General features: G+C 29.4%; 16 protein-coding genes and 1 pseudogene. 4 read left to right on the top strand and 13 right to left on the bottom strand.

The features are described from left to right. Nucleotides 1-4: 4 nt before the first annotated feature. The 12 genes and pseudogenes from WHD08_RS01485 to WHD08_RS01540 all read right to left on the bottom strand — a co-directional run bounded on the left by WHD08_RS01485 (nt 5) and on the right by WHD08_RS01540 (nt 13197). A pseudogene (locus tag WHD08_RS01485) lies at nt 5-378 on the bottom strand (DUF6979 family protein). A gap of 11 nt (nt 379-389) precedes the next feature. Next, nucleotides 390-1250 (bottom strand): hypothetical protein, encoded by an 861-nt coding sequence (locus tag WHD08_RS01490; RefSeq protein WP_340833231.1) that lies wholly within the window; start codon nt 1248-1250, stop codon nt 390-392. Nucleotides 1251-1256: 6 nt separating this feature from the next. Further along, a complete protein-coding gene (locus WHD08_RS01495) occupies nt 1257-1955 on the bottom strand; it encodes a hypothetical protein (RefSeq protein WP_208889495.1) in 699 nt (232 codons plus the stop codon). An 18-nt stretch (nt 1956-1973) separates the two neighbouring features. Further along, nucleotides 1974-3119 carry a PD-(D/E)XK nuclease family protein gene (locus WHD08_RS01500; RefSeq protein ID WP_208889494.1) on the bottom strand — a complete coding sequence of 382 codons (1146 nt, stop codon included), beginning with the start codon at nt 3117-3119 and terminating at the stop codon, nt 1974-1976. 29 nt (nt 3120-3148) lie between these two features. Further along, the gene (locus tag WHD08_RS01505) at nt 3149-4462 is read right to left on the bottom strand and encodes a pentapeptide repeat-containing protein (RefSeq protein WP_208889493.1); all 1314 of its coding nucleotides are present in this window, start codon (nt 4460-4462) and stop codon (nt 3149-3151) included. Then, nucleotides 4455-5786, bottom strand: a complete 1332-nt coding sequence (locus WHD08_RS01510) for a restriction endonuclease subunit S (RefSeq protein ID WP_208889492.1) — start codon at nt 5784-5786, stop codon at nt 4455-4457. The genes WHD08_RS01505 and WHD08_RS01510 overlap by 8 nt, the downstream gene beginning before the upstream one ends. Next, a complete protein-coding gene (locus WHD08_RS01515; protein ID WP_208889491.1) occupies nt 5779-7401 on the bottom strand; it encodes an HsdM family class I SAM-dependent methyltransferase in 1623 nt (540 codons plus the stop codon). Before WHD08_RS01515 ends, WHD08_RS01510 begins: the two co-directional genes overlap by 8 nt. A gap of 65 nt (nt 7402-7466) precedes the next feature. After that, nucleotides 7467-8438, bottom strand: a complete 972-nt coding sequence (rhuM, locus tag WHD08_RS01520) for a virulence protein RhuM/Fic/DOC family protein (protein WP_208889490.1) — start codon at nt 8436-8438, stop codon at nt 7467-7469. Between the two features lie 30 nt (nt 8439-8468). Beyond that, nucleotides 8469-11537: a type I restriction endonuclease subunit R gene (locus WHD08_RS01525; protein WP_208889489.1), complete on the bottom strand. Its 3069-nt coding sequence runs from the start codon at nt 11535-11537 to the stop codon at nt 8469-8471. 682 nt (nt 11538-12219) lie between these two features. Next, complete coding sequence (locus WHD08_RS01530) at nt 12220-12402, bottom strand: hypothetical protein (RefSeq protein WP_208889488.1); 183 nt, start codon at nt 12400-12402, stop codon at nt 12220-12222. A 218-nt stretch (nt 12403-12620) separates the two neighbouring features. Then, nucleotides 12621-12770, bottom strand: coding sequence for a Fic family protein (locus WHD08_RS01535; protein WP_208889487.1), 150 nt, complete (start codon nt 12768-12770; stop codon nt 12621-12623). 184 nt (nt 12771-12954) lie between these two features. Then, on the bottom strand, nt 12955-13197 hold the full coding sequence (locus WHD08_RS01540; protein WP_208891246.1) for a DUF4172 domain-containing protein: 243 nt from the start codon (nt 13195-13197) through the stop codon (nt 12955-12957). 546 nt (nt 13198-13743) lie between these two features. On the opposite strand from WHD08_RS01540, the gene WHD08_RS01545 reads away from it, so the two are divergent. Continuing rightward, nucleotides 13744-14571: an SDR family oxidoreductase gene (locus tag WHD08_RS01545; RefSeq protein ID WP_208889486.1), complete on the top strand. Its 828-nt coding sequence runs from the start codon at nt 13744-13746 to the stop codon at nt 14569-14571. Between the two features lie 11 nt (nt 14572-14582). Beyond that, complete coding sequence (gene uxuA / locus WHD08_RS01550) at nt 14583-15770, top strand: mannonate dehydratase (protein ID WP_208889485.1); 1188 nt, start codon at nt 14583-14585, stop codon at nt 15768-15770. A 43-nt stretch (nt 15771-15813) separates the two neighbouring features. Here the strand turns inward: uxuA and WHD08_RS01555 are convergent, their stop codons facing one another. Continuing rightward, nucleotides 15814-19881 (bottom strand): hybrid sensor histidine kinase/response regulator transcription factor, encoded by a 4068-nt coding sequence (locus WHD08_RS01555; RefSeq protein WP_208889484.1) that lies wholly within the window; start codon nt 19879-19881, stop codon nt 15814-15816. Between the two features lie 279 nt (nt 19882-20160). Between WHD08_RS01555 and WHD08_RS01560 the strand changes: the two genes are divergently transcribed. Beyond that, a complete protein-coding gene (locus WHD08_RS01560) occupies nt 20161-23106 on the top strand; it encodes a SusC/RagA family TonB-linked outer membrane protein (RefSeq protein ID WP_208889483.1) in 2946 nt (981 codons plus the stop codon). Nucleotides 23107-23124: 18 nt separating this feature from the next. Further along, nucleotides 23125-24795: a RagB/SusD family nutrient uptake outer membrane protein gene (locus tag WHD08_RS01565; RefSeq protein WP_208889482.1), complete on the top strand. Its 1671-nt coding sequence runs from the start codon at nt 23125-23127 to the stop codon at nt 24793-24795. Nucleotides 24796-24880: the final 85 nt, after the last annotated feature.

The raw sequence follows: 24880 nt of genomic DNA on the forward strand, positions 1-24880 counted from the left end.
TTTTTTATTTCTCAATTAATCCAGCATCCCAAAGAGCCAAAACAACATCCATTTGAGAGTTAGACCTTTTATCACCTAAATTTAGTTCTGTCCAAAGTTCTTTTGGGTATAGGTTTTATTATCCGCCCATTTTAATATTTCAATAGCTTGTAAAGCATATTCTTTATTCTTAACAGATTTTGTGTAATTCCCTCTTGGTATTCCTTTTACCAAACCTTCTTCACACAAACCTAAAAATGTGCCTTTTGGACATCCTTTTTCCTGTGAACTTTTTGTCTCAAAAACCTCTTTTGCAGCTCTAGCGTAAATTTCTGTAATAGAATAAGAGCTTTTATAATTTTGTGCTGCTTTTAAAGCTGTTTGTCCGTATTTATTCATAGCATTTTTTTTTATTGATTTCTTATTTCTGCAAATTCAAACGAAAACTTATAGTTAGAGCAATCTAAAATAATGGAATCTTCAGTTTTATGTTTTATTAAATACCGCTCTTTAAAGTTGTTTAACTTTTTAGAATCATCATTAAAGATATATCTGATGTCTTTATACTTTAGTTGCCATTCTAACATATCTAATTCATTTGAAGTATCTATTTTTTTATAATCGGAAACAGCTTTTTTAGTTCTTTCAGCGTCTTCTATAATAGTAAGTACAAATAAATTGTCAACAACAAAATTAGAAAAGTCATAATAAAATTTATATTCTAAATATTTTCTTAATGGTATGCAATCATAAAGTTCTTTAACCAATTTATACCAATCTCCAAATACATCTAATGGTATAATTGAACCTTTTAAAGCCTCAAATTGTGCGTAAAATGGATCAATTCTAGTGGTAAAAGAAATATACTCATCAGTTGGTTTGTAACTTAATTCTTCATCGTTCCAAACACAAAAAATTATTGGTGTTGTTTCTTCTTTATCTTGGTAAAGTTTAAATTGAGAACCATTATAAATATCTATAATCTCATTATTTTCTAATTCAAACAAAAATGTTAAAGACCTTTTGTCCGCTGTAATAAATTGACAGCCTTCTAAACTATATGTTCCAGAATCTTCTTCGGAAACTCTTTTTTTGATTTTAGAAAATTCTTTAATATCAGCTGCTTTTAACGTAATAAAAATTTCTTCTAACTTTTCTAAAAAAAGATCTTTGGTAATATTCATAATAGAAGTGTCATTCTCTAAAACTAGAGATAACATATCTATATTCATTTCTGAAATATATTTTACAAGTGCATCTTTTTTTGTCATTTTAATTTATTTATACATTGCTCTCCATTCCAAACCTGCGTTTATAATTTCGGTACAATAAACATCCATGTTTACACTCCAATAAGCTGGGTGATACGCGTTAATACATAATTTATCATTTGAAATAGGGTAATAATGAGTGTTGTTTGTTTCTTTATCTATTATATGCTTGTCAGATAAATTCCAACCTAACTTTGTTAATTCCTCTAAGTTAAAATACTTTAAAGTATTCCCAAAAATAAGAATGTTAGGTTTATATTCTTCAATTTGTTTTAAGAGTAATTCTTCATTTTTATTATAAGAATCTTGTATTTCTTTATCATCAGATTTAGCTCCTCCACCTGTTTTTTTTATGTTGATATAAGCAATTTCTTCTCCAATAGAATACACTTCTTTTTCTTCTGCAACGGGTAAATTTGCATATTCTTTGTTATTTATTAAACCATAAGAAGCATATATAATCTTTCTGAAAATTGGATATACTAAAATATTAGCTTTCGTATCTTTTTTAGTTTCTATATCGGCTATAGATAAATAGTCTTGATATGTCCAACTCTCAGTGGAATTAGGTTCTTTTAAAACCCAAAGTATCCTTGTTTTTGCCTTGGCATATTTTTCAGAATTAATGATACCATCTACAATAGGGGGTTTACTTAATATTTCTTTACTGATATTATCTTGAATAATTTTAAATTTATTTTCCATGCTTCTTTTTTGTTTTTTTTACCCAACCAATTCTTTTTCCTTCTTCTGAACTAACATATATTCATTTAACTTTCTGTAAACAGCTAATAAATAATCGTCTTTTAAAGCTCTAGAAATAAAGTCGCTTAAATTTAGAATTTCATCTTGCTTCAAGTCATATCTTTTTATAGCAAAATGAGCCCAATAGTTATTTGTGCTGTTTTCAAAGCCTTCTACTAATATTTCTTTTTCTTCAGCTGTAAACTCTACCACATTGTATTGTGCTTTATTTTTTAATGCAGCACCTTTAAACTCGACAACAATATACATTTCATCTTTCAGCAATAAATCCCTGAACACTATTGTAATCATAAGATTACTGTTTATTTTAGATTTTAAATAGCAATACCTTTTACCAGCATCACTTGACCGTCTTGGTATATTTGTATCTACATCTTCAATACTATCACCAACAATTCTTAATTCGCTAATAACATGATCTAAAACAGTATCTTTAAATTCAACTATTTGATTGATTTCTTCTTTGTTTTTAAAGTAGAACTCTAAATCTTTCTTTTCCATAAAACTTTTACTTAGGTTGGTAATATTTTGATATAAATCTTTTAAAAACACTAGATACTTGTCATTTGCTTCTAACAAATAATTACCTAGATTACTCATAACACTGTTAAACAGTTCTAAATGCGTAATATTTATAAAATGTTTGTGTTTTATTTCTAAAATTGGATTTAAGGAAAGTACAATTCCTATTTTCTTAGTGACTAAACCATCAATAGAGTTCCAATAATCTTTTAAATCATTATTTAGGAGGTGATATACCTTGTTTTCTATTATTATGGCTTCGTTCTCTGAAGTTAACAACAAATCTATTCTACCTCCTTTTTTTGTTGTGTATTCGGTTTCTATCTCAAATCCTTCTGAAAATGAGATGTCTTTTGTTAAATCAGTATCAATAAGTTTTTTAGCAATTAGCTCTTGTAACGAAACAATAAACAAATCGTATAATTTATGTACCTCATTTACATTAAAATAAAAGGCATAAATGTTAGATAATACATTTTCGTAATGTGGTTGTTTAGCAATTCCTAAAAAGGTTTTAGGCTTGCCTTTAATTTTTGGTATTTTGTTTTCTTTTATAAATTTTTGGAGTTCTTCAATTTTCATATATTTTCCTTTTTTTCATATCATTTTTTTTATTTAAACTTCCTAAAGGCTTGTATAGTTTGGTAAAAACCATAACCAACTGCTAAACGACCAAGAAAATCAAACAAATAAGCTATTCCTCCATACGTAGGTTTTAAACTATCTAAATAATCTAAATTCCTTGTTGGATTAAGAAAAGTAAATAAATACCGAACCCCTTTAGTAAAAGCCTGCTTGTTAAATTCATAATCACCAAAACATATATTATTATGGAAGGCTTCAGTAAATAGCAAAGTTATACTACCAAAAATTATTGTAACTAATAATGTAAACCAAATACCATTTCTAAAATCTGATTGATAATTATTTGACCATCTATTAAGCCATAAAATGAACTGATCTCCTTTTTTATTTGAAACAAGTTTATTCAATTTAAGGAATACCTTTACAAGCCATTTATTAGCTTTGTTTAACCATCTTTTAGACCATATTATGACTCTATTATTTGAATTAATTCTATTCTCGTTTGCACGTTCTTTAGTAAGCGTTCTAAATGCTCTTTTTTCTTCACGTTGCATTATAATTGAGTCCGAATAATTACCAATATCTTCAAAAGCTTTTTTTAAAACTTGAAATGTATGCACTTTATTTACTAAAGGTATTATAGCATCTCTATCTACATAATTTTGAAAAGTCTCATCATCTTTACCAACATACTCTGCCTTAAATTCTTTGAAATTAAATTGTAAATCAAAAGGCTGTAATTTTCCAGATATTATTGATTGTGATAAATCAACACCTTTGTTAAATTTCGTTCTTGCAAAAATAACTTTAGTAGTAAACAACGAATAAGTAAATAATACATTACCTATAAATCTCGCCATACTAAAGACTGTAGTTTTATTAAAATCTGTTTTATAAAAAATTATATCTTTATTGAATGTAGTTAACCAAAAATCTGCTAAATCGTTAAATGTGGTGTTACGAAATGAAGCATCATTGACAGTACAATTATGTATTTTAAACTTGTTACTAAATATAACATCATCAAACTGTATTTTTTTTTCAAATTGACACACTCTAAAAGTAACACTTTCACTAAACACATTAGTTTCGACTTCATTAAACAAATCATCTCCATCGATAATTTCGTCAACCTCTTGTACTAATTGAACACCTTTACAAAAAAGTATAGGCTCTAAAAACTCACAATCTATAAATATCAACTCTCTGTGTTCTGGTGATATTTCTATATAAAAATCAAATATTTTAGAACTGAATCGGATAGGACTTGAATCACCAAATCCTGCAGCCAACGTAAATTGTGATTCAAACTCTTGTTCTGTTATTAATGTTCTAGCCATTTGATTTAGAATAATTTTCTTGTGGTTCTGCTGCTTGATTAATATGTTCTTTTGCTTCTTTAACTGTAATTTGCCCATTCATTAACATGGGCAATAACCAATCTCGTAATTCTGAAAGTTTTTGGTTTTCAATCTTATTTTTGTTTACTTTTTCCAAAATTGGGTTAATAATAATGTCTAATTGATTTATTATTTTTTTTGGAGGAATTACTATTCTACTCTGTTTTAAATGTTCTTGAGTTATGTGTCCCATCGTAGTTTTACGTAATTCAGCCTGCATTTTAAAATGTTGCAAGTAATTTAGTAATTCAAAATAGTAATATGATTTAGGATGTTTTTCAGAAGTAACTTTAAAAATGTGTTGATTTAAAGCTCCATTTCCTCCAGACCATTGAATAACTTCAAGTGAAGCAGACCAAGAGAATAATATATCTCCATTAAAAATTTTAATTTTATCGGGAACATCAGGTCTAACTTTTTCAGTTTTTTCTGAAAAACCTTCCTTCATATCTTTAATCTTAATGACTCTTAAAAAATCATCATTTATTGGTCTAAACTTTTGACAAGCTAAACCATTTTGAAAATTTGCAATATCTAATAATGTTCCAACCTCCCAACCAAAAGGAATCTCACGCTTCAACTCCTCATTAAAAACCATTTTTCCACCAGAAGATTTGTAGGGTTTTAAATTTTCTGAAGTTAGAGGTTCTGAATCAAGTTCGGAACTTGTTGCTAGCGCAACAGGAAAATCGAATTGTACAAACCAATAATCATACAACGTTTTGGCCATTGCTTCTAATTCTTGGTTTATTTTATTGTTGATTTCTATTTTTGCATCTAAATCTGATAAAACTTTGGCAATTTGTTTTTGGGTTTGTAGATTTGGTAATGATATTTCAAAGTTTTTAATATCCCTAGAATTTAAGTTTTTTCTAACTCCAGAAGATAAGTTTCTTAAATTATCATATTGAGTTTTTAAATAATAGTAAACGAACTCAAAGTCAGCTTTTTTTTCATCAATAACAATATTACAACAAGCTTGGTTTGTTGTTGTTTCGGTTTTTAAAATTGATACACTTCCTCTTGTTTTTCCTTCACCATACATTGCAATACTTAATGTGTTTTCTGGATTTAGTTTAATAGAAGTATTTTGTAAAGCGTAATTTGTTATTTTTTCATTTGAATCATGAATATATTTTTCTCCTAATTGCTCTGTTTTTACCCAAGGAATATTGCCGTCAATCCAAAATTCTTTATTTGACCTTAAAGGTGTTAATCCACTATTAATTATTTTTGAAATTTTTTCAAGAGAAATTCTATTCATATTTCAAACTTTTTAAATTGGTTTGAATTTCCTTTTCCAATGTTTTAGAATCCGCAAACAAGGTTTCTAAATTACTTTCAAAACGGTTCATTTTAGTAGCAAATTCATCTGAAGAAATATCTATATATTCAATTTTAACTTCAAAATATTGTCCGGCACTTAAACTGTAGTTTTTGGCGGTTATATCATCATAAGAAACCACTACAGAGAAATCTTCTTTTATTTCTTTTGCGTTAAAAATATCAATAATTTGTTGTTCTTCAGCATTACTTAAAACCGTTTTTTGGTTTTTTCCTTCTTTAACTTTGGTTCCTAAATTAGAAGCATCAATTAAAACCACGTCTTTGGTATTTGCTTTGTCTAAAAACAAAATACTAACGTTGGTACCTGTAGTTGCAAAAATATTAGAAGGCATAGAAACCACACCTGCCAACATTTTACTTTCTACTAATTTTTGTCGAATCTTTTTATCAATACCACTTTGTGCGGTAATAAAACCCGTTGGTACTACAATTGCTGCTTTTCCTTTGGCAGATAAACTGTGCATAATGTGTTGTATAAACAACAAATAAATTGCCATGGAGTCTTTCTTGGTTTTCGGAATATTTGGGATTCCTGCAAAAAAGCGTTCTTTATTGGCTTTAGAATCTAAAGATGCCGAATAATCAGAAAAATCTAATTTAAATGGCGGATTAGAAACAATATAATCGAAGGTTTGTAATTGTCCGTTTTCTTGTTTATGATACGGATTAGAAATGGTATTGCCTTGTATAATGTTTTGTATGGAGTGTACTAAGTTGTTTAAAATTAGGTTTAAACGCAATAAACCAGAAGATTTCTGAGAAATGTCTTGCGAGTAAATAGTACATTTATCTTCGCCAATTTGGTGTGCAATATTCATTAACAACGTACCAGAACCAGCACTTGGGTCGTAACAAGTAGCGTTGGTTACGTTTTTGTCTGTAACCAAACAAGCCGCCATAATTTTTGCAACGGCATGAGGTGTAAAATACTCTGCATATTTACCACCACTATTGCTATTGTAATCTTTTATTAAATATTCGAAAATAGTGGCAAAAAAATCGAACTTTTGTTCAAAAATATGCTCGAAACTAAAACCAACCAATTTGTTTACCAATGCTTTGCAAAACGCATCTTTATTGTCAGTTACATATTTGCTAATATCATCAAACAAGACCACTTTTTCTCCACCTTGTGTGAGTACAGAAAAAATATCATTATTTGCTCTTGCAACTTCTAAAAAGGTTTCGTCAAAAATTTCTGCAAATTTGTCTTTGTTTTGTTGCTCAAACAACCTAGATAGTAGGTTTTTAGGTGCAAAAACCGCCGTGTCTTGGCTAATTTGCATGGTCAACATTTCTAATTCGTCGGTGGATAAGTTTTTTAAAGCAGCGTCAAAATCTTCGGCTTCTGCTAAAGTAGGTTCTAGTTGTTTTAGTTCGTAAACGTATTTGTCGTTTAAGAATTTGTATAAAAATACTTGGGTAATTATTTTAAATTCGTTTCCGTCATTTCCTAAACCATAGTTTGCACAAACGCTTTTTAGGTCGTCTATTAATGCTTTGGTTTTGGTTTCAAAATTTTGTGTTGTCATTCTATTTTAGGTGCTATTTTATTTTTAAAGTTCTCGACTGCGCTCGAACTGACATTCGTAATTTTTTAATTATTTCTATTCAATACACTTATCACTAATCGTTTTACGGTTTCCATTTCTTCTGGTTTGCTAGAAGCTATAAAAAGCGTTAAACTTGCTAAGGTATCATTACTAATTATAGGTTGATTTTGGTTATTGAATAATATTTCGTTTTGTTGTAGGAATTTTAAAAAGCAAGCTGCTGCAATCCGTTTGTTTCCATCTACAAAAGAATGATTTTTTACCACCAAATATAAAAGCATTGCAGCTTTTTCTTCAATACTTGTATAAAAATCTTTTGTTCCAAAACCTTTTTCAATTTGTGCAACTGAACTTTCAAAACTTTTATCTTTTTCTTTACCAAAAACATCAGAATCAAATTCGGTAAGCATTTGATTGATTAGTTTTTGATAGTCAGATATACTTGGATACTCTGCTTCTTTTGTGGTAAGTCCTTTTGCATCTAGTTCTTCATGATCATAATCATCTAACAAACTCAACCCTTTTGCAAAAACACTTAACCAATGGTTGTCTGCTGTTTTTTCTTCTATAACTCTGCTTAAAATGGTGATACCATCTTTTAGAATTTGTACTTCTTGTTCTTTTTGTGCTAAACGTTTTTCGTTTATTGTATATCCTTTAACTAAATGCTCTTTTAAAATACTATTGGCCCATATTCTAAATTGAGTTCCTCTTTGTGATTTAACTCTATAACCTACAGATATTATTACATCTAAATTGTAATGTTCTACATTTCTAGTAACTTCTCTATCTCCTTCTTTTTGAACTGTCGCATATTTTGCGACAGTTGCTACTTTACTTAATTCGCCTTCTTTAAAAACATTAGTTATATGTTTACCAATAGTCTTAATATCTCTATCAAATAAAGTAGCAAGTTGATTTCTATTTAACCAAACAGTTTCGTTATCAAGCTGAACAGAAACTTCAACTTGATTGTCTTTAGCTTGAAATATTTTTATTTGATTTTTTTCCTGCATTTAATCCTTTACTTTTTAGTTACCATAAATTTAAGCAACATTACCATTATACTCATTAATGTATTCTTTTACTAAAATGTTGTTAATGCGTTTTACATCGGTTGCATTAATATTGATATTTTGTTTGTTTTTAAATTGATTGATGACCAAACGCATCATCATTTTTTCTACATAACGCTCGTTTTCTAATATTTTAGCGTTTTGTAAAATCTCATTATCTACTTCTGTTTTTAATCCTTTTAAGGCTTCAAATAATTTACGCTCGTTATCTGTTAGCGGATTTTTCTCTAGCAATCTTTTATGGATTCGTGTATATTTTTCATCAAAATCATACTTTGCTCTTAATAGCTGATTTTCTCTTTCTAGTTTTTTAGCTTGATCGTAAATTTCATTTAAGGCTTTTATATTTGCTTCCATTTCTTCTTTAGAAACGTCACTTAGATTTTTCTTTTTAAACAAACGTTCTAACTCTTCTCTTAAAGAAACAAACACAGGGTCTTTCTGGTCGAAATTACCACCTAACATTTCTCTTGTTTTTTGTAAAGTATCTTTTAGTTCATCTGCCAACACCATTTCTTCTTCCTTTATTTTGGTAAAAGCAAAAATGACATCTTCTAAAGCAGTGTTTAAAATGTTGTTGGTTTCTAAATTGGTTTCTAAAGCTATTTTTGTGTTGATTAACGCTAAACGATCATTCGTCATTCTAGATAAAACAACCAGTTTTCTAAAGTCTAACTGTTCTAACAATTCAAAATTACCAGATAAACGAATTAGGTTATACAATTCTTTAGAGTTGTTTAAAACCTTAGCAATTTGTCTTATTTCTGTACGATCGTTTATTTCTGATATTTGCTGACTAAACAGTTCTGCATTTACCGTATCAAATCTAAAAAGGACATCTTTTATTTCCTCTATTTCTTGTTTTATTTCTTCTGCGGATTTAAACAAGTTAGAATAATGTTCCATTTCATCACCTAATTCAGACTGTAACTCGTTAAAATAATCTTGATTTGTTTTATCGAATTCTTTTTGAATATCAGCAAAATCGACTACAAAACCATATTTATGATTTTTATACGTTCTGTTAACTCTGGTAAGTGTTTGTAATAAATTGTGCGATTTTATTTTACGCCCAATGTATAATTTTTTTAAGCGTTTTGCATCAAAACCAGTGAGTAGCATATTATACACAAATAGAAAATCGATATTACCTGCTTTATAATCTGCAACCCAATCGTTTCTATCTTGTTTAGAACCTACATCATGTAAAATTACTTGTGCTTTTTTTACTTTGCTATTTTCTAATTTTTGATTTCCATAATGATCTGGATCTTCTGCTGCTTGAGAAAAATAAGAAGCTTCTTTTTCGGCATACTTTTCTTGGAAGATTTCATACATCATTTTAGCTTGTTCAGAAGAATCGCAAACGACCATTCCGCCAATAGAATTGTCATCCATAGAAATTCTTGCTTGTTCCATATCTTGTACAATATAGTTTAGCATCGGTTCTACAAATTTATGATGTGCAAAGATTTTCTTTTTATCAGCATCACCTTCTAAAACTTTAATTTTTTCTAAAGTTTCTTGTAAAGTCAGTTTAAATTTGGTTTCTATTTCTTCTCGAATTAAACGTAGTGTATAACCATCTTTAATGGATAAATTGTAATAGTATTTATGAATATAATCGCCAAATAAGGTTTTAGAATTGTATTCTTTTCCTAAAAGCGGTGTTCCTGTCAATCCTATTTTTATAGAATGTTTGTCTGCTAATTCTAAATTGGCTAAGAAACTCCCTTTTGGATTGTAACTTCTGTGCACTTCGTCTAAAAAGAAAACACGTTGTACGCTTAAATTATAGTCGTTGTTTTTAATAACATCAGGATCGTCTTTAAACTTCTGAATATTTACCACTGTAATTTCTGCTTTACCAGAACTGTTGTGTATTACATTGGTAGATTTAATATCTCTTGTAAATTCTTCTCTACTATTAACCTTGTGAACTATTAATCCACGCGCATTAAATTCTTTTGCTGCTTGGTTTAATAAATCGATTCTATCTACAATAAAATAGAATTTTGGAATGATGTTTTTCTTTTGATAATAATCTGTAAGGTGTTTTACATTAAAGTAGGCTAAGGCAGTTTTTCCAGAACCTTGTGTGTGCCAAATAATTCCCTTTTTTATTCCGTTTTCTAGTTTATCTTCAATTGCTTTGGTTGCAAAAATCTGCGGATAACGCATTACATGTTTCTCTAAACCATTTTCTTCTTCTACATACGCAAAGGCATATTGTAGAATAAACTTTAAGCGTTCTTTTTGAAATAGGGAAGTGGCAATAGAATTTGTTGGTTTATTTGGACTTTTATTTAGTGTAAATTCATCCGCATTTTTAATACTGATTAAATTATTATCCTTTAAAACAATGTTTTCTATTTCATCAGAAACGGGCAACAATAATTTTTCTAAATCAAAGGTTTCTTCTTCTCTAAAATAATTGAAAATTGGTTTTCTATAATTTGTAGTGCTGTAGAAAGCACCTTCTAACATTTGAGTATCGGTATCGCTATACTTCATGTTGTTAGAAAAAACCATTAACTGTGTTAGGTTTATAAATTTTCTAAACTTCTTATTTTTAAAACGTCTTTGCATGCGATCATGCTCATCTTTAATGCCGTTTCTATTGTTTGGTTTTTTAACTTCGATAAAAACAAGTGGCATTCCGTTTATTAGAAGAATGATATCTGGTCTAAAATTGTCCTCATCTTTTTCATAAGGTAATTCTGTAACTACGTGAAAAGTATTGTTATCAAAATTCTCAAAATCAATTAATTTTATTCCTGATTGATCTATCAGTTTCTTGTAGAAAGCTCTTCCTAAATCTTCATTTTCTAATGAAAGAGAAATTTCTGTAAAAACTTTTTCAGCTTCTTTCTGTGTAAGGTTTTTATTGATGCTTTTTAATTGACTGTAAAATATGTCAGTAAATATATTTGTTTCTAAATCCCAACTGTTTTCTTTCAAGGAAAGATACGTATATCCTAACTTGATTAAATGGAGTATTGAGGGGATTTTTACTCTTGAATCTTCGTTAAATTTCATAGCATATGAGTGGAGGACTAAAGTAGTAAAACGAACTGATATAGAATTACGGATTTCCGTAAAACTATAAAACTATATTTATAGAAATATATAATAGTTTGAACAACAAACTTATATTCTAAGAAGATATTATTTTAAGTTGAATATTCCATATTCCGATATGGAATATAAAATATCAGAGATTAAGAATTTCTAGGGTCATTAGCAAACTCATTTTTGTAGACTGAATTACATTGATACTAAAAGACCTAAAACGTTCTGTATTATTATAAAAATGTTTAATAGGTTAGGAGTGGAGTTAAAGGTTTTAAAGATGTTTCTAGCTTAATATAAAACTTTAGATTATTTATTAGTGTCAGTGACAATGAACACCAAGTTATAATGAACAAAAAAACAGAGTAATTTTAATATACTCAAAATCAGTTGATTATTTATTAAAAAACAAGATAAAGATATTCTGAATGGTTTATATATTCAGTCGGATTTTATAATTTTAAAATTAACTTTTAATGAGTGGTTAAAAATCTATTAATCAGTGGTTTACTTCCCAATACAATATGTAGTAATCCTATATTCTATTGGGTTTGTAGCAGTTTAGGTGTACTAAAGCTGTACACTTTTATTTTCTTTTAGCTGTTGTTTAGTGGATAAAAGTACGACAAATATAAATTTTATACATTAATTATATTTTGTCGAAATTGATTTGATAAGAAGTATTAGGTCCTTTGCCTAATAGTTTTAAAACATTCATTTCTAATAAATTTTGTAAATCACGGGTAGCAGTAGCTTTAGAAGTTTTAGTAATACTAATAAACTTTTTATTGGTAATGCCTTCTTCAAATCCATCAATTACTCCTGCTAACATCCGTTTAATTACTTTTAATTGTCTATCATTTAATTTCGATTTATAGGTATCGAAAAGATTCGTTTTTTCAGCGTAGAATCAATAATAGATTCAGATAAATCTAGCGCATCAAGTATTAAATCAATAAAGTCAATTAGTTATTTGATTGTTTATTTTTACTATTTCTAAAGAACCATAATATTGCTTTTTTTCTTTTTCTATACTTGTAGAAAGAATAATTAATAAAGGCTACTTATAGTTTGTAAAAGTGCTTTTTCTGCAATAGCTCTTCCAACTCTTCCATTAACATCTTCAAAAGGATGAATGCTTTCAAAATATAAATGAGTAACAGCAGCTCTAATGGCTAAGTGTTTTATAGTTTTTTTCATTAGGAGCAGAGTCATTAAATCAATTTATAAATTGCTCCATTTCTTTAGGTAGGTCTTTTGAAGGAGGAACTTCAAAATGATTTTTTTTCCTTCCCATTGCTCCAGAAATGACTTGCATAGGTTCTTGATGAGTTCTCCATTCCCTAACTTTAATATTCTTCACGTCCTGTAATAGTTTGCGATGCTAATCAAATAGCATTTCTTTGAATGTGTTCTGAACCATGGTAACAAGCTCTCCAATTTCTTTGGCTTTAATATCTTTTACGTTCTCGTATGAAGTGCTTATTTTAAGGTTGTTTCTAACGGAAGACATTACATCTTTTCTACTTAAATATTCTCTTTCAATTTCTGAAGTTTTAATAGCTTCAGAGGCCAAAATATTAATTGTAGTCTGTGTGTGTGATTTTTTTGATAAGCCTTTTATTATTACTTAACTAGTCCTGTTTTTTGAACAAAAACATATAATTTGTCTTCTAACTCTTCTATATTATAAGAGAAATGAGTTCAATATTTTTGTTGCCAATTATAATTCATGAGCCGATTAAATTAATTATTAGGTTCGTTAAATTTATAATATTCCTTAGAATTATGATTTATTAATTTGGATTAAGAGTTAATAGGCTCTTTTTTATCTAAAGAATTCAACTTTTAAATATAAAAGCCTCTTAGAAGAAAGTATTGTGCTATTCTTTTGTTTGATTTTAACACTAATGTCAACTAACTAGTTTTTATAATTGAATTCAATTATAAAATAAGGTGTCTGTTTTATCTCCTAATTTAGTATTAAAATTATAACAAACATGTTTCAATGTGAAACATAAAAACAAACATGATACAATTTTAGTATAGATTGAAACAATACATGAAAATCATTAGTAACGTGAGTTATACCTTTGTGAAATAATAATGGGGTGACATAATTCGATTTTTAAGTAGAGTCACTAATTAGGAATAAAAACATAAAAATATTATAATGAGTAAAGTAGTAGTATTAACAGGAGCGGGAGGAGTTTTATGTAGCACATTAGCTATAGCACTTGCTAAGGAAGGGAACAGTGTAGCTGTTTTAGATTTAAGAAAAGATGCCGCAGATAAAGTTGCTAATGAAATTAATACTGCTGGAGGAAATGCAATTGGTGTTGCAGCAAATGTATTGGAAAAAGATTCTTTAGAAAAAGCAAAAGAAATAGTAAATGATACTTTTGGTAAAGTTGATATTTTAGTAAATGGAGCTGGAGGAAATCATCCTTTAGGAACAACTTCTAATCCGTTTTTAGTACTAGAAGACTTATCAAACAAAACAGAAGGTTTTAAAACTTTTTTCGATTTAGATCCAAAAGGAATAGAGTTTACATTCAACCTTAACTTCTTAGGAACATTAATTCCTACACAAGTTTTTGCAACAGATATGGTAGGTAGAAAAGGTTGTTCTGTACTGAATATTTCTTCAATGAACGCATTTACACCTCTAACAAAAATACCAGCTTATAGTGGCGCAAAAGCGGCTGTTTCTAATTTCACACAATGGTTAGCTGTACATTTTTCTAAAGTAGGAATCCGTGTTAATGCATTAGCTCCTGGTTTTTTCTTAACAGATCAAAACAGAAGTTTATTAACAGAATCTGATGGAAGTTTAACTAAAAGAGGACAGCAAATTATAGATCAAACTCCAATGGAGCGTTATGGTAAACCTGAAGATTTAATAAGCACAACTTTATATTTATGTGATGATGCATCTTCTTTTGTAACAGGAATTGTAATCCCTATTGATGGTGGGTTTGCAGCGTATAGTGGCGTTTAAAAAAAAATAAAATGAGACAAAATTTAGAACAAACTTGGCGTTGGTACGGACCAAATGACCCCGTTTATTTATCAGATATAAAACAATCAGGTGCAACAGGAGTTGTTTCTGCGTTACATCACATTCCAAATGGAGAAGTTTGGACTGTAGAAGAAATTCAAAAAAGAAAAGATATTATTGAAAGTGTTGGTTTGACTTGGTCTGTAGTAGAATCTGTACCAATTCATGAAAACATAAAAACAAAATCTGGAGATTATCAATTGTATATTGATAATTACAAACAAACGCTTTTAAATTTAGGTGAATGTGCAATTGATATTGTTTGTTACAACTTTATGCCAGTATTAGATTGGACACGTACAAACTTAGATTACGAAGTTTCAGATCAATCTACAGCATTACGTTTTGAAGCAGCAGCATTTGCCGCTTTTGAATTGTACTTGTTAAAAAGACCTGGAGCAGAAAACGAATATTCGGATGCTCAAAAACAAAAAGCTGCAGCATTTTTAAAGAATTCATCAGCAGCGGAACAAAAAACCTTAATCAGAAACATTATTGCAGGTTTACCTGGAGCTGAAGAAGGATATTCTTTAGAAGAATTTAATGCTATTTTGGCAACCTATAACAATGTTGGCCCAAAGGAATTGAAAGCAAATTTATTTTCGTTTTTATCAGAAATTATTCCTGCAGCAGAACAAGCAGGGGTTTTAATGTGTATTCACCCTGATGATCCTCCTTTTCCTATTTTAGGTTTACCAAGAGTAGTATCAACAGAGCAAGATATTGTAGATTTATATGAAGCTGTTCCTTCTCATAATAACGGATTAACATTCTGTACTGGTTCTTTTGGAGTAAGAGCAGATAATGATTTAGCAGGAATGGTAGAACGTTTGGGTGATAGAATCCACTTTATTCATTTAAGAGCAACTAAAAGAGATGCAGAAGGGAATTTCCACGAAGCAGATCATTTAGATGGAGATGTAGATATGTATGCTGTTATGAAGGCGTTGATTTTAGAACAACAAAAACGTATTGCTGCAGGAAGAAAAGATCTTAGAATGCCTTTTAGACCAGATCATGGTCATAAGATGTTAGACGATTTAAAAAAGAAAACAAATCCTGGTTATTCAGGAATTGGACGTTTACGTGGTTTAGCAGAATTACGTGGATTAGAAATCGGAATTAGACGTTCATTATAATTAAAATAATGATAATAAATAGAAAAAGAAATACCTATAACAACTATTTGTTATAGGTATTTCTTTTTAAAAACTCACTTGGCGTCATTCCGTAATGTTTTTTAAACGAAGTTGTAAAGTAATTATGAGAATTAAAACCAACAGCAAAACCAATTTCGTTCATTCTATAACTTCCGCTCTTCATGAGTATAACGGCATGTTTTAATCTTTCATATCTAATAAACTCAGTAGCTGATTGATTTGTTAAAGATTTTAGTTTTCTATGTAAAGTAGTTCTACTCAATCCTAATTCACTTGCTAAGGTTTCAACAGTAAAACTTGCATTAGAAATATTAGATTCAATAACCTCAACAGCCTTTAAAATAAGCTTCTTATCAATATCCATTTGATCTACTTTCTCTTCCCAAACTTCATTAATATTAACAAATGATTCTCTCAGGTTTTTTCTAGATTCTAATAAATTAATAATTTGGGTAATTAAAAGGTTATCGTCGAAAGGTTTAGAAAGATAAGCATCTGCTCCAGAGGTTAATCCCGAAATTCTATTCTTTACACTTTCTAATGCAGTTAACAAAATTATTGGAATATGACTTGTTCTTATATCTTTTTTTATGGTTTCACAAAGTTCTATTCCATCCATTTCCGGCATCATAATATCAGAAACAATAATGTCAGGAAAAAGAGAATGGACTTGCTCTAAAGCTTCAACTCCGTTTTTTGCCTTTGAAATTTTAAAATAATTACCCAACACATTACTTAAATAATTTAGTAATTCAATGTTGTCTTCAACAATAAGAATTAATGAATCTTGATTGTAAATTTCCGACTTTTCAACCTTTTCTTCAAGTTCTATTAAATCAGCTTTCGGTACTTCATTAATATAGGTTTCTGAATTAGTGTTTGTTTCATTAATATCTAATTGTTCACAAGGAATTATAATGCTAAAAATAGTGCCTTTATTTTCAACGGAAACGACTTTTAAACTTGCATTATGTAAGTTAATGTACTCTTTCGTTAAATCTAAACCAATCCCTGTGCCTTGGCTATCTTTGCTATCCTTATGATAAAACCGTTTAAATATATTTGAAAGATTCTCTTTAGAGATACCAACACCGGTATCCGATATAGATATTTCAACAAAGTTTTTAATATTAGGGTCTCCAATTGTAAATTCATTATAATTAATAAATTCTATATCGGTTTTTGAATTGTATTTTATTTTTATTTCTACAGTAGAATCATCTGTACAATACTTAAATGCATTTGAAAGAATATTAAAAATGATTTTATCCAGTTTTTCTGGATCAAAATCCATTCTAAGTGATTGTATGTCAGATTTAAAGTTATAGATAAAACTTCTATGTTTTGCGTGTTCTGTAAAACAATCAAAAATGTTTTTTGTAAAAGAAACAATGTCACTGTTAATCAGACTTAACTTTAATTTTCCTGCTTCAATTTTTCTGAAATCTAAAATTTGATTGATCAATCTTAAAAGTCTTTCAGAATTGTTTTTTATAAGATTCAATTGACTAAAAACAGGGTCGGTTTTTTCAAAATTATTTAGTAACCTTTTAACAGGCCCTAATATTAAAGTAAGCGGTGTTCTAAACTCGTGTGTTATATTTGTGAAAAATTGTAGTTTTATTTGATGTAAACTTTCTTCACTTTCGTTTTTTATTTTCTCTATTTGAATCTGATTTTTTAGTTTTTGACGATTTTGGGCTTGTTTTCGTACAAATAGTATTAGAATCAGTGTGAATAAAAAATACACCATAAAAGCATACCAACGTGTCCAAAAAGGTTGTGCAATTTTTATTTGTACCGTGGTTGGAATTTCATTCCAGATATCATCATTGTTTGAGGCTAAAACTTCAAAAGTATAACTTCCAGAGGGTACATTTGTGAATATTGCCGGACCATTTATATCTGTTTCTACCCAATTTTCATCAAAGTTTAAAAGACGATATTTAAAGTGATTTTTATCGGGATCTATATAATTATTTGCAGTAAGTCTAAAACTAAAAGAATTCTGATTATGATCTAATTTAATTGATTTAGAAATGTTAATATTTGATGTTAAGATTTTATTTTCTTGTCCAGGAACCACTTCTTTATTACTAACATAGAAATTAGTAATAATGGCTTTAGGTTTAATGGTATTTCTAATTAATATATCATCGGGTCTAAAATAAATAAAACCATTTGAACCTCCAAAAAACATGAGTCCGTTTTTAGAGATTAGACCTGCATTTGGCGTGAATCTATTGTTATGAATACCTTCAATATGGCCAAATGTTATTGCTTTGTTTTCATCTGGATAATACTTGCAAATACCATTATCTGTGGCTAACCATAAATTAGAATTAATATCTTCTAAAATGGTATAGATGTCATTACCGGGTAAGTTGTTTTTTGTGGAGTAGTGTTCAAACTTCTTGCTTTTTAAAGTTAACTTATCTAAACCTCCACCATTTGTTCCTATCCAAATATTACCCTTAACATCTTCAAATACCGAATAAATATAATCTGTAGATAAACTATTTGGATCAGTTTCAGAGTGTAAGAACCTTATAAATTCATCAGAATTTTTCTTTAATAAATTTAATCCTTTTTCAGTAGCAAACCACAAATTTCCTTTTCTATCTTTTATCATTTTTCTAATATGATTATTAGAGATAGAAGTTTTAACTAAAGGGTTGTGTTTGTATTGTTTAAACGTTTTATCCACGAAAGAATAATAAAAAACACCTTGTTGGTAATCACTAATCCATATACCTTTCTCAACAGGTAACATACTAAGGGTTTGAAGACCTACCTTAAAGGGAGTTATTAATTTCGTGAATTTTTCATCGTTTTTTGCTCTATATAAAATACCATCATCACGGGTTCCTACCCATAATCTATTATAGATATCAAATACGATTGATTTAATGTTTTTCACTTTTTTGTTATCGTATAAAACGTCAAGTTCTTCTGTTTTATTTTCTTTTTGATTATATTTAAAGAGACTACCAAATTCAGTACCAATCCATGTATGTTCATTATCTGGGTCTGGTGAAAAGGAGGTTATAATATTGTTACTTTTAGACTTGTTTTTATTTGATTGGGTAAAATGAGTAACAGAATTCTTAAACTCACTGTGATAACTTAAACCTCCCAACCAGGTGCCAATCCAAATAATATTGTTGGAGTCTTTGTATAGAGACCAAATTGATTGATGCGGTAAATTAGGATGGTTTTCTGAGTTAATCACTTTAATAACATCAAGATCATTCATGATAGCGACACCATCATAGGTTCCTACCCATAATTTACCATCCTTAGATTTAATGATGCTTCTTACACGATTACTTAAAAAGTTTGTTTGCTTGTTATAATGATTTAAAAGGCTTCCGTTTATGTCAAAACACATCAAACCTTTTTTATCATAACCTATCCAAATATGTTCATCGTCTGAATAAAATGTTCTTGGATAGCCAGATATACTTTGCGTAAAAAATTGAAATTTAGTAGCATTCTTAGTTTTGAAATATACTTTTCCGTCTTGAAATACAACCCAGATATTATTTGAGTCATCTTTATATAATAATCGTGGGCGAGATTTATTGTTATGAATATTTATGTATTCAGCTGTATCGAGATTCCCATTTAGTTGAGCAATACCTTTTTGATCCAAAAACCAATAATCACCATCTGTAGTTTCAATTATGGCATCAATATTATCTCCTATTAATTTATTCTGACTATTCTTTATTGACAACCTAGAAAAAGAATCAAAAACGGGATCATATTTACAGATACCTTTCTCCGTAGCTATTAGTAAATCTCCATCTTTGTTGCTTAAAATTTGGTTTATCCTATTTGTAGATAAGGTTTTGGGGTTCGATTGAGAATAGCTGTATCGTTTTATTTCGTTAGAATTATATTTAAACAAACCATTATTGGTTCCAAACCAAATAAAGCCTAAATGATCTTCGCTTATACACATTACAGAAGTAATAGAAACACCTCCTTCTGGACTAACTTCTGTTAAAGAAATAATAGGAGCATTTTGAGAATAGAAAGAAGTTGGTAAAAGAAAAAGTATATATATAAATAGAAGTATCCTCATTTTAATCATGTGTATATTGCTAATATAAAAATAATAGATACATTTTTTTTAAAATTTTATAATTATTGTATTACAAATGTTTCATCATGAAACATGTCTGTAATTATGAGCTATAATTGAAAGAATATGAAACATATAGAGGAAAAAAGTATGTATAGTCCATTTACATTTGTTGGGATAAACAGTCTTATTGAAAATTGATATCAAAATATTATTAATTCGAAAATAAGAATTACAGAAAAATTAATTTTATATAAAAACTAAATTAACTAAACAATAATGAAGCTCTATTCAATTTTATCAAAATCAAATTACCTTTTATTGTTCTTGTTCTATTCGCTGGTATGTAGTTCTCAAAACCCAACGGTTAGTGGAGTCATAAAAGCAAGATCAGGAGAACCGTTGCCAGGTGTTAGTGTTGTGGTTAAGGGAACAACTGTAGGAGTTGCCTCTGACTTTGACGGGAATTATTCAATTTCTGTACCAGAAGTATCAACATTAGTCTTTCGTTTTATAGGTTATAAAACTTTAGAAGTAGATGTGTCACTTAAAAAATCTATAAATGTTATAATGGAAGAGGATATTAATTCTCTTGATGAAATTGTTATTGTAGGTTATGGTACGCAAAAGAAAAGTGACATTACGGGTACAGTAGCATCTTTAGATCAAGAAAGATTAGAGTCGGTTCCAAACGTAGATATTTCACAAGCCATTCAAGGTGCAATTCCTGGTATTTCAATAACAACGCTATCATCTGGTGCAGCTCCGAGTAATGATGATACTTCAATTGTAATTAGGGGTAAAAATTCTATTTTAGCAAGTAATGGACCATTGGTTGTTGTTGATGGTGTGCCATATCAAGGTCAACTTAGAGATATAAATCCAAATGACGTAAAATCTTTAGAAATTCTTAAAGATGCATCTTCTGCAGCAATCTATGGATCTCGTGGAGCTAATGGAGTTATTTTAATTACAACAAAAGGAGGTGTAGAAGGTAAAACGGTTATTAAATATGACGGGTATTCTTCTATTCAACAATTGTCAAATTTACCTAACTTAATGGATGGTGAAGAGTTTTATAACTTTAAAAAAGATAGAGATCCTGATGCAATTACGGTTTCAGAGCAAGAGATATACGATAATAAATCTTGGGTTTCTTGGCCTGATATAGCTTTGCGTACTGGTTTTAGTCAAAATCATAACTTATCTGTTTCTGGGGGTTCAAAGAATACAAAATTTTATACTGCTTTTAATTTATTAGATGTAAAAGGAATAGCAAAGAATGATAATTATCAAAGAATTTCTACTAGGGTTAACTTAGATACTAAAATAAACAGCTGGTTAACTTTGGGAACACGCAGTACTTTAACTTTTGGAGATCAAAGTGGTAATTCTGCTAATTTTTCAGATGTTTTTTGGATGAATCCTTTAACAAAGCCATATAATGATGATGGTAGTTTGAATATTTATCCATGGGAAGAAGATACATTTTGGAGTAATCCTTTAGAAGGGGTTTATATGGAAAACACAAATACTTCCACTCAAATTGTTACTAATAACTTTTTAAATATAGAAATACCTTCTATTGAAGGTCTGCAATTTAGATTAAATACAGGGTATAGATATAGAACAACTGATTCAGGAACATATCGTGGAAGAAATACAACGGAAGGTTTTGAGAAGCAAGGTTCTTCAGATGTTAGTCGTCAATATATTAAAAGTTCAACCATAGAAAACATACTTTCTTATAACAAAGATTTAGGAAAACATAGAATAGGTTTAACAGCTGTATATAGTACAGAAGAAAATGAAAGAAGTACCAATAGTTTAAGCGCAGAAGGTTATCCAAATGATATATTAGGTTGGTATGGCTCATCTCAAGCTTCTTTAATAGAACCTTCATATGAGTATAGAAAAACAAACCTTATTTCTCAAATGTTTAGAGCAAATTATGCTTTTAATGATAAGTATTTATTTACGTTTACAGTAAGACGTGATGGTTTTTCTGGATTTGGAGAAGGAAAAAAATGGGGTACTTTCCCATCAGTAGCTCTAGGTTGGAATATTACCAATGAAGATTTCTTTAAAAGTGATATTATCAATAATTTAAAGTTAAGAGGTTCTTGGGGGAGAAATGGAAACCAAGCTGTAGGTGCTTATCAAAGTATAGCAAAGTTTAGAGTTTTCGATAATGTTGTTGGTAATACAACTGCTCCGGGTTATATACCTTCTACTTTAGGTAATCCTAATTTAAGTTGGGAAACAAGTGAGTCTTTTAATATCGGTCTAGATTTTGGTTTACTAAAAAATGGAATTACTGGAGATATAAATTATTATAATACTAATACATCAGATTTATTATTGAACAGATCTATATCACCTGTTCATGGGTTATTTGAAATTACGCAAAACATTGGTGAAACAAATAATAGCGGTATAGAAGTATCCGTTAGTTCAACCAACATTAGAACTGATAATTTTACCTGGTCTACTAGAGGGAATATAGCCTTTGTTAAAAATAAAATTGTATCGTTATATGGTAATCTTGATGAAAACGGAAATGAAATCGATGATCTTGATAATAATTGGTTTATAGGAAAGCCTATTTCAACAAATTATGGTTTTCAATATGATGGCGTTTGGCAAACTGATGAAGCTGATTTAGCTGCTGTATATGGCACTCAACCAGGTTATGTGAAAATTAAAGATGTAAATGGAGATTTTGTTATTAATGGAGATGATAGAGTTGTACAAGGTCAAAGAGATCCTAAAGTAGTATGGGGTTTAACAAATACATTAAATTATAAAAACATAGGATTAAACTTCTTTATTACTGGGGTAAGTGGAAATACGAAATCAAATGATCTTTGGAATACAGATGTATATCAAGGAGTGAGACGAAATACAGTGAATCGTGATTGGTGGACACCAACGAACCCTACAAACACAATTTTTGCTAATGATGAGTTAGCGAGCTCTCAAGGAGGTTTTCAAGCAACACGTTATGAAGACGCCAGCTTCGTTAGACTTAGAGATATCACTTTGTCATATGATTTATCAGACGAGATATTAAAAAAATTGAAGTTAAGTAAATTGAAATTGTACGTTACAGGAAGAAATTTAGTAACAATTACAGATTGGACAGGTACAGATCCTGAACTTGGGAGTCAAAGATCTACACCTCAAGTTAAAGAATATGTTTTAGGATTAAATATTGGATTATAATAAAAACAACTGAATAAAATGAAAACTTTAAATTATAAAATAACATTCATAGCATTATTAATATTAATAACTACAAGTTGTTCAGAAGATATTCTTAATGAAAAAACACCTTCTATAGTAACAGCTAATTCATTATTCTTAGATATTGCAGGGTTTGAGGCTGCATTAAATGGTTTGTATGCTAGAGTAAGAATGGAGAGAGAAGGAAGAGCAACTAATGATAGTGATAGAAGTGCGGATAAAATGCGTGCAGAAATGTTTGTAAGTGGTACAGACAATATGTGTACAAATCATCGTGATGGATGGGGTAGAGTTGCTGAACCTTGGGGTGAAACAAACAATGCCTTTAATGCAGAAATTAAAGGAAATTTTGAATGGCTTTATAGTGTTATTAATTCTTCAAACACAATTATTGGAAGAGCTGAAAATGGGGATGTAAATTGGGGGAGTGATACCAATAATAAAAATCGTGTTATAGGCGAATCTAGAGCAATAAGAGCTTGGGCTTATAGGCATTTAACTTATACTTGGGGAGATGTTCCTTTAACTTTAGAAGAATCTAATGGGTCAGCAATTAAAACAGATTGGGTAAGAACTCCTGTATCAGAAATAAGATTACAAATGGAAGAAGATTTACTTTTTGCTGAAAAGTATGTGCCAGTTTCTCCAGTAGCAGGTAGAATTAGTAAAGGTGCTGTACAACACTATATTTCAGAGCTGTATATACTTTTAAATAATCCTGATGAGGCAATTATATTTGCTGATAAAGTTATTAATACACAGGGTTATTCACTTATTAATCAAAGGTATGGAGTTAAGTCTGGTGAGCCAGGAGTTGCTTTTATGGATATGTTTCATGATGGAAATAGTAATAGGGAGCAAGGAAATACGGAAGCATTATGGGTTTGGCAATGGGAGTTTGCTACAATTGGCGGTGAAGGAAGTAACATGAGACGTTGGCACACTAGTAGATATAATGATATAAAAATTGGAGGTGTTACACCTTTAGAACTTACTGTTGAAAGAGGAGGTAGACCAAGAGCTAGAATGTCTTTGACTAAGTTTGCAATGGATCTTTATGAAGCTGGAGACGATAGATTTACGAACTATGTTATAAGAAAACAATTTACTTTAAAAGATGCTTCACAAAATGTACCAGCTGTAGCTGATAAACTACCAGCAGGATATAATTATGGTGACATCATATATTTAGACTGGAGTAATCCAATTACTAATGCAACAAGAAATAGATTGGATTGGCCTTTTAGTAGAAAATACGAATCTGGAAATGAATCAGATATTACTGCGGGTTATCAATATAATGATCAGGTATATTTAAGATTAGCAGATACTTATCTTATAAAAGCTGAAGCTCAATTTATGAATGATGATTTTGAAGGAGCAAAAAATACTTTAAATATAATTAGAGAAAGATCTAATGCAACACCTATTACTGCAGCTGATGTAACTATAGATTTTATTTTAGACGAGCGTTCTCGCGAATTAGTTCTTGAGGAGCATAGAAGGTACACACTATTAAGAACAGGTAAGTGGTTAGAAAGAACAAAGTTGCATAATTTTAACGGAGGGGAAAATATTCAAGAAAGAGATAAATTATTACCAATTCCTCAAAGTGTTATTGATGCAAATTTAACAGGTGAGTTTCCTCAAAATCCAGGGTATAACTAGAATTAAAACTTACTTCTAAAGTAGGTTAAATCAACATATTTTTTAAAATTTTTCTGAATTTTTAATTCAGTAGGAGAACTCAACT

Origin of the sequence: Polaribacter sejongensis (genome assembly GCF_038024065.1) — a bacterium.
In the GTDB taxonomy this organism is placed as follows: domain Bacteria; phylum Bacteroidota; class Bacteroidia; order Flavobacteriales; family Flavobacteriaceae; genus Polaribacter; species Polaribacter sejongensis.